This window comes from Candidatus Parvarchaeota archaeon (assembly GCA_016866895.1).
In the GTDB taxonomy this organism is placed as follows: domain Archaea; phylum Micrarchaeota; class Micrarchaeia; order Anstonellales; family VGKX01; genus VGKX01.
In genome coordinates, this window is the sequence record VGKX01000054.1 from 1 (window position 1) to 6,859 (window position 6,859).

The 6,859-nt window shown below is 49.4% G+C and carries 6 protein-coding genes; 4 read left to right on the top strand and 2 right to left on the bottom strand.

Annotated features, from left to right (window positions below):
• Nucleotides 1–186 precede the first annotated feature (186 nt).
• Together FJZ26_03005 and rbcL are read right to left on the bottom strand one after the other, a co-directional pair.
• The gene (locus tag FJZ26_03005; GenBank protein ID MBM3229377.1) at nt 187–1,659 is read right to left on the bottom strand and encodes a proline--tRNA ligase; all 1,473 of its coding nucleotides are present in this window, start codon (nt 1,657–1,659) and stop codon (nt 187–189) included.
• A gap of 24 nt (nt 1,660–1,683) precedes the next feature.
• Complete coding sequence (rbcL, locus tag FJZ26_03010) at nt 1,684–2,982, bottom strand: type III ribulose-bisphosphate carboxylase (GenBank protein ID MBM3229378.1); 1,299 nt, start codon at nt 2,980–2,982, stop codon at nt 1,684–1,686.
• Nucleotides 2,983–3,180: 198 nt separating this feature from the next.
• Between rbcL and FJZ26_03015 the strand changes: the two genes are divergently transcribed.
• The 4 genes from FJZ26_03015 to FJZ26_03030 form a co-directional block, all read left to right on the top strand.
• A complete protein-coding gene (locus tag FJZ26_03015) occupies nt 3,181–4,059 on the top strand; it encodes a DUF2797 domain-containing protein (GenBank protein MBM3229379.1) in 879 nt (292 codons plus the stop codon).
• 64 nt (nt 4,060–4,123) lie between these two features.
• Entirely contained in the window at nt 4,124–5,590 is a 1,467-nt protein-coding gene (cca, locus tag FJZ26_03020; GenBank protein MBM3229380.1) for a CCA tRNA nucleotidyltransferase, read from the top strand.
• 88 nt (nt 5,591–5,678) lie between these two features.
• Nucleotides 5,679–6,551, top strand: coding sequence for a hypothetical protein (locus tag FJZ26_03025; protein MBM3229381.1), 873 nt, complete (start codon nt 5,679–5,681; stop codon nt 6,549–6,551).
• Between the two features lie 102 nt (nt 6,552–6,653).
• A partial coding sequence (locus tag FJZ26_03030; GenBank protein ID MBM3229382.1) for a fructose-bisphosphate aldolase occupies nt 6,654–6,859 on the top strand: 206 nt, incomplete at its 3' end.

Genomic DNA, 6,859 nt, shown 5'->3' on the forward strand with positions numbered 1-6,859 from the left:
AGCCAAAAAATGGAAAAAGCCCTAAACTCTGAAAAAAAATCAGGAAAGATAGTTTACGCCACTGATAAGAAGGTCCTTGAAATCCTCCAGAGGAACCTAAAAAAAGATAAATCTCTTCTTTCCAAGCTTGCCAGCATGTAAGTTCTTACTGCAGCGGCTCTTTCTTCAATCTAAAAACTCCCCTGTCTAGTACTGTCTTGCCGCATACACAACTTCTTTGGCTGCCTTCCCACAAACTATGCACGATGTACCGGTCTTGGCATCAGGTTTTTCCTTCTTTTCAAAATCGCCGCCAAAAATCGTGCCGCGCACATCTCCGGTTGTTTTTGCCTTCAGTTCGTCGGCGCAATTCTTTCCATCCATCTCCATTGAGCAGAATGCAATGCGTGCAAAGCCGCCTTTCCCAAGTGCGCCTTCAAGCTGCTTCAAATCCTTTGCATCATGAATCTTGCCCTTGAATTGTTCATCGGATTTTTTGAAAATCCTAGCATCAAAATCCAAGAGCAGCTTGCCAACCGTGCCAACAAGCTCTCCAACCTTCACGGTCTTCTTTTCCTTCGGGCTTGCAATATCGCGCATTGCAATCGTTACTGTTTCCTCTTGTGCCTCCCTTGCGCCAACTTCTATGCGAACCGGCACACCCTTTAGCTCCCATTCGTTGTACTTGAAGCCGGGGGAGTTTGCAGAGTCGTCAAGCCTGCATTTTATTCCAGCCCCTTCCAGAATTTTTCTCACTTTTGCGCACGCCTCAAGCACCTGTTTTTCTGTTTCTTTTTTGACAATGGGCACAATCACGCAGGTAAGGGTGGCAAGGCAGGAGGGCAAGACAAGCCCCTTGTCATCTCCATTCACTGAAATCACTGCCGCATAAATCCTTGAAATCGCAGGGCCGTAGCATGTCTGCCATGCAAATTGCTGCTTTCCCGCCTCATCGGTATAGGTTATGTTGAAGGCCTTTGCAAAGTTCTGCCCCAACAGGTGCGTTGAAGGCAATTGCAATACCTTTCCGTCCGGCATCAATGTGTCTGCGGCAAACGTGTCAACCGCACCAGGAAACTTGTCCCACTGCGGCCTTCTGAAAAAAAGGAATGGGACGCAAAACTTTTCATGTATCGCCTTTTGCGCAATCTCCATGTCCTCCCTTACCTGTGCTTTGGCTTCTGCCTCGCTTGCAAATGCATCGTGCGCCTCTATCCAGTGGAATTCTCGGGAGCGTATAAATGGCCTTGTCGCCTTTGTCTCATAGCGCCACACTTGCGAGGAATGGTAAATTTTTATGGGCAAGTCGGCTTTTCCCTGCACCCAAAGCGCGTACATTTGGTACATGGCGGTTTCGGATGTCGGCCTCATTGCAAGCCGCTCCTCAAGCTTGTTGCCGCCTGCCTCGCTTACCCAAAAAACCTGGGGTGTGAATCCTTCAACGTGCTTTGCCTCGACATGGAAGTTACGCTCAGGAATGACTGCCGGAAACCATGCAGGCACGTGGCCGGTTTTCTCAAGCTCTGCCTCGTAAACCCTGTACATTCTCATCATTGACATGACTGACCAGGGCAAAAAGACGACAAACCCCTTGACATTATACCTAATGTCGGCAAGCTTTGCTTCCTTGACAAGCTCGGTGTACCACTCGGAAAAATTCTCTGATTTTTTGGATTTCATAGAATGGGTTTTGGCTCCTAGGTTTTAAATCGGTTTCCCATGGCCCCATTTTCGCAGCGAGGAGGCAAGTTCCTTGTGCGTCTTTGCATACTCCTCAAGGCTAATGCCTTGTTTGTATGCCTCTATTGCCTGCACTGTGGCCTTTGCTCCAGCCTCAATGCCCATTGGGTGGCCCTGCGTCCCGCCGCCTAGCTGCAGCACAATGTCTGTTGTGCCGTAAATATCAAGGACTTCAGGCACAAGCCCCGGGTGAAGCCCTCCAGAGGACACAGGCAGCATGGGTTTTGTCGAGCCCCAGCTTTGCGGCATGCGCAGGCCTTTTATCTCCCCAACGTGCTTTTCCATTATCATTTCCTTCATTGCAACGACTTCGCTCTTGCCTCCTGCAAGCTTCCCTATGACAGTGCCAATGTGAAGCTGGTCAATTCCAATTAACCTTGAGAGCTTTGCAAGGTAGAGCATTGAGATGCCATGGCGCGGGTTTTTCGTAAATGCAGCGTGCATTGCCCGATGCCCGTGAATTGCCATGTCATAGTCGTGGGCAAGCTCCACTGCCGTCTGCATCGCAGTAAAGCCGCTTGTCACAATGTCAAGCATGAAATATCTAAAGCCATGCCCGTGCACGAACTTCACGCGCTTTTCAAGGGTTTTCAAGTCAGGGGCCGTCACATTCAAAAACGCTTCCTTGACATCCCCGGTTTCGCGTTCTGCCATGTCGCGCGCCTTTGCTACCCACTTTACTCTTTCCTCAAAGCGGTTGAATTTCTGGTCAGTCAGGTTCTCGTCGTCTTTGAGGCAGTCAATCCCGCCCCTGTAGACTGCCAAGCCGACTTTCATTGCATGCTCCTGGGACGTGTAGCCAAGCTTTGGCTTTGGAACAACGGCCGTTATGGGGCCTGACATCCTTTTGAAAACCCTCCTTATGACATCTGGACCGTATTTTGGGCCGCGAAATGTCCTTACATAGTCCTGTGGAAGCGTGGCGTCCAAAAGCCGTAAGTTCTCAACTGCCTTCATGCCAAATATGTTGCCTCCAAACCCGCTCATCATGGCAGGCACCGAGCCGTCTTCAAATATTAGTCGCGGATAGGCAATCTTCACAAGGTTTTTGCTCTGCCAGTAGGCATACGCCTTGGTCTTTGGAAGCAGCCGCGGCGTGTTTGTAAGGGTTGTCCATGTTCCACTTGAGCTCTCGGATGCAATCCTGCCAATTGCATCCTTTGTAGTTATGCCCTTCATGCACTCAAAGGAAAACAGGACGTTGATGTCGTTAGCTTTGTGCTTGTATTTGGCGTCAATGAATTCGTTGTACCAGTCTTCCATTTCCAAAACACCCCTGAAAAATGCTTTTCCTGCCTGTGCCGCGCTCAATGCAACTTTTCTGGCTAGCCGTGCCAAAACCTCTGGCAACGGCAAGACTAGTTGCATTTTCCTGTATTTAAGAGTTTGCAGCTTCTTGTCTGGACAAACTGGAAAACACCCCTGGAACTGTATTTAAGCAGGTTTTCCCCTCCTCTATTCATGCCACGCCACATAGTAGGTTTTCTTCCTGCAAACTCCAGGAGGGCAAGCCCGGCACTTGAAGTGGTGCAGCAAGGCTCTGGCACTGAAAGCTTTCTCCTGCCTTTGGCTGGAAACCTCAAAATTGGCTTTTCAAGGACAGTTGCCTGCATTGGCCATTACGATGGAAAAGAAAGACATCCCTGCCCAAATTCATCAGAGGGCAGGGCACAGTGCCCCCAGTGCAGGCAAAAGGACATAATGAATGCATACACGTTTGGGGATTTTTCGGATTACCCTGAAAAATACAGGGAGGCGCAAAGGCAGCACTACTCTATTTATGTTGCCCAGTTTGGCTGCGATTTGCACAAGTGCGGCCTTACAAAGACACACAGGCTCAAGGACAGGCTTATTGAGCAGGGTGCGGATTTTGGCGCCGAGGTTGCAAAATTCCTCGGCCCGGACCAGGCATATGAATCCGAATCAGAGCTGTCCGTGCGCTTTGGCATAAAAAAATCCATCATGCAAAAGCAGAAAAACCTGCGCCTGACTTTCAATGAGCAGGAGGCGCGCATGCGCTTTGATGCACTCCTTTTCAAGCTCAAAAACTCACTTGGCTCGCTTGAGGCTCTAACAGGTGCGTTTGAGCCATTCTGCGCAACTGGGTATTATCCAAAACTTCCCTGTTTTCCTGCAGATGCAACTTTCATATCAGGCCATGTTTTTGGCAGCAGGGGAAACCTGGTTTTTTTCAGGCAAATAGAAAAAGAAAATCCCGCGCAAAACCCTCAGGTGCAAAGCTCAAATGTTTTTTGCATTGACATGAGGCAGCAGGTGGGGCGGATGATGCTTGGGCTTGAAAGCCGGAACAGGTCGGTGCAGTCAAGGCTCAATCCATAAGTCCTGCGAACAAATCCCCAATCTATTTAAACCACCTCCTGCAATAGTCTTGCCGTGGGGACAAATGGGAAAAGTCAGCCGTAAGGGCAATGGTAAAAAGAGGGCTTCCAGAACCGGAGGAGTTTTGAGGCACGGGAAAGCCGCAGCTGGGGTCTTGCGTGCCAGGAAAGCCGCACTTGGAGTAATAAAGTCGGTGCTGCCAAAAATTATTCCAAGTCCGCAGGAGCAAAAAAGGCACGAGCTTGTTGCAATGGAGGCAATAGGCAGGGTCACAAAGTGCGTCCCAAACAACGTTTCCGTGGTGCTTGCAGGCTCAAGCGCCAAGGGGACGCAGCTTGCCGCATCAACTGACATAGACGTTTTCATTCTTTTTCCGCTTTATTACCAGAAGCACGAGCTTATGCTTCTCGGGCTAAATTACGCAAAGAAGGCCGCGGCGGGGACGCCTTGGGTGATAGGGTACGCAGAACACCCTTACCTGCGAACAATGCTTCACGGCTGCAAACTCGACATTGTCCCGTCCTACAAGATTTCAGATGCCCGGGAGATGACCTCTTCTGTTGACCGCTCGCCGCTGCACACCCAGTACGTAAATTCGCGGCTGACGCCTGCCCAGAAAAATGAGGTCCGCCTTCTCAAGCAGTTCATGAAAAACATCGGGGTTTACGGGGCGGAGGTGCGCGTTGAGGGCTTTTCGGGCTACCTGTGCGAGCTGCTTGTGATAAAATACGGCTCGTTTCTCGGAGTGCTTGAGGCGGCGTCAAGGTGGCACAATCCAACAATAGACATAGAGGCGCATCACGGCATGCACCCAAGCGGCGAGCCAAAAGCAAGGGAAAAATATAATTCCCCACTCGTGGTCATCGACCCGGTGGACAGGAACAGGAACGTTTCTGCAGTTGTTTCAGCCACTTCGCTTTATCGCTTCGTGTTTGCGGCAAGGAGGTTTTTGCAAAAGCCGTCTGCAAAGTATTTTTTTGCGGAAAGGGTAGTGCACTCAAAGTCCAGGCTTTTGAAAATAATTGGGGCGCGAAAGTCAGAAATCATGGCATTTGAGTTTGCCTGCCCGCAGCTTGTGCCTGACATCCTGTGGCCCCAGCTCAAAAAAGCGGCCTTGCAGCTTGTTAAGTTCCTCGAATCCCAGGGCTTCAAGGTTTTCGGCCATTATTTCTGGTCGGATGGAAAAAAATGCCTGGTTCTTGTGGAGATGGAGGTTGCAAGCCTGCCTGCAGTAAGAAAGGCAATGGGCCCTGCAGTCTATATGCACGCCCAAGCCGATGACTTTATCCGCATGCACAAGGGCTCGCCTGACATACATATTGAACATGAGCGGATGGTTGCAATAGAACAAAGGAAATTCACTGATGCGCTTGGGGCTTCCGATTACTTCATGAAAAACGCGGCCGCAATGGGCGTGCCTTCCAACCTGTGCAAATACATACACATGTACTCGCGGCTTGGGGTTCAAAAGCTGCTTTCGCCAACCTATATATTTGTTGCCGCAGATTATTTCACAAGGAGGATAGTATAAACAATTTATTGGCCGAATCTGGCTGAATAATTGGCAAAAAACAAACCTTAAAACAAATAAGAAGGATTTTCAATTAGGTGTTGCTATTATGGCTCTTAAAACAAATGCACTGAATGCGGCTTCTAAAGAACAAAACCAGGGCAAAGCGAAGCGCCCGCTTCCCGGATTTGCTGCAATAGCCATTCTTCTTGCCTTTGCACTTTTTTTCGGCTGCACAAATCCCGTGCCGCCGTCCCCGCCTGCGCCAGGCCAAAACACCACAAAACTTGTTGCCGCCCAAGGCGACTATGTGACTGTGGACTACACGCTTAGGCTTGACAATGGCACAGTGGTCGACACAAGTATAAAGGATGTGGCGTCCAAGGCAGGTATTTATGACCTGAAAAGGACATACTCGCCGCTTGGTTTTTGGATAGGCCCTCAAAGCGGCCTTCTCCCAAAGTTTTCAGGCGCAGTTGAGGGAATGAAAAAGGGCCAGACAAAAAAAATCAGGCTTGAGCCACAGGACGGCTATGGAATCTACAACAACAGCAGCGTTTTTGGGCTTCCGGCAGTAACCGAAATTCCCCGGCTTTACAACGTGCCGATAGCAAACTTCAAGACGGGCTTTGAGAATCTGTCAGTAGGCAAGCGCCTTGTCCACCCCCAGTACAAATGGGACATGGCAATAGCGGAGCTTTATTCCGATTCTGTGCTGCTTCGCCAGAATCCGCTTCCAAGGCATAATTTTGAGCTCAATGGCTGGCCTGCAATGGTGCAAAACGTGACCAACGAAACAATAGTCATTTTGCTCAAGCCACATGTTGGGGAAAAATACGGCTATGAAGATACCGAGTCATGCCCTACAGGCGAGGCACTTGTAAAATCGGTGAAAAGCGACACTGTCATGCTTGACTGCAACCATCCGCTTGCAGGCCAGGCGCTGAATTTTGAAATCACGCTAAGGGCAATAGCAAGCTAGAAAAACAAGTGAAAGCCAGTGCAGGCACGTGTGCAGAATTTCTTATCTGTTTTAATTATTTTTCATTGTTATTATCAGTATGCTATTTACGGAGGTTGTCTTATGGCAGAACGCGTTGCACATCTTGGGAAGGTAGTAAGAAACGGCAAAGTGCTGATTTTGGCGATGGATCAGGGCATGGAACACGGGCCGCGTGACTTCAACAAAACAAACATAAACCCCGAATACGTCTGTGATATTGCAAGCAGGGGTGGCTTTACCGGATTTGCAATTCAAAAAGGCGTTGCAAAAATGTACAAGGAGAATTA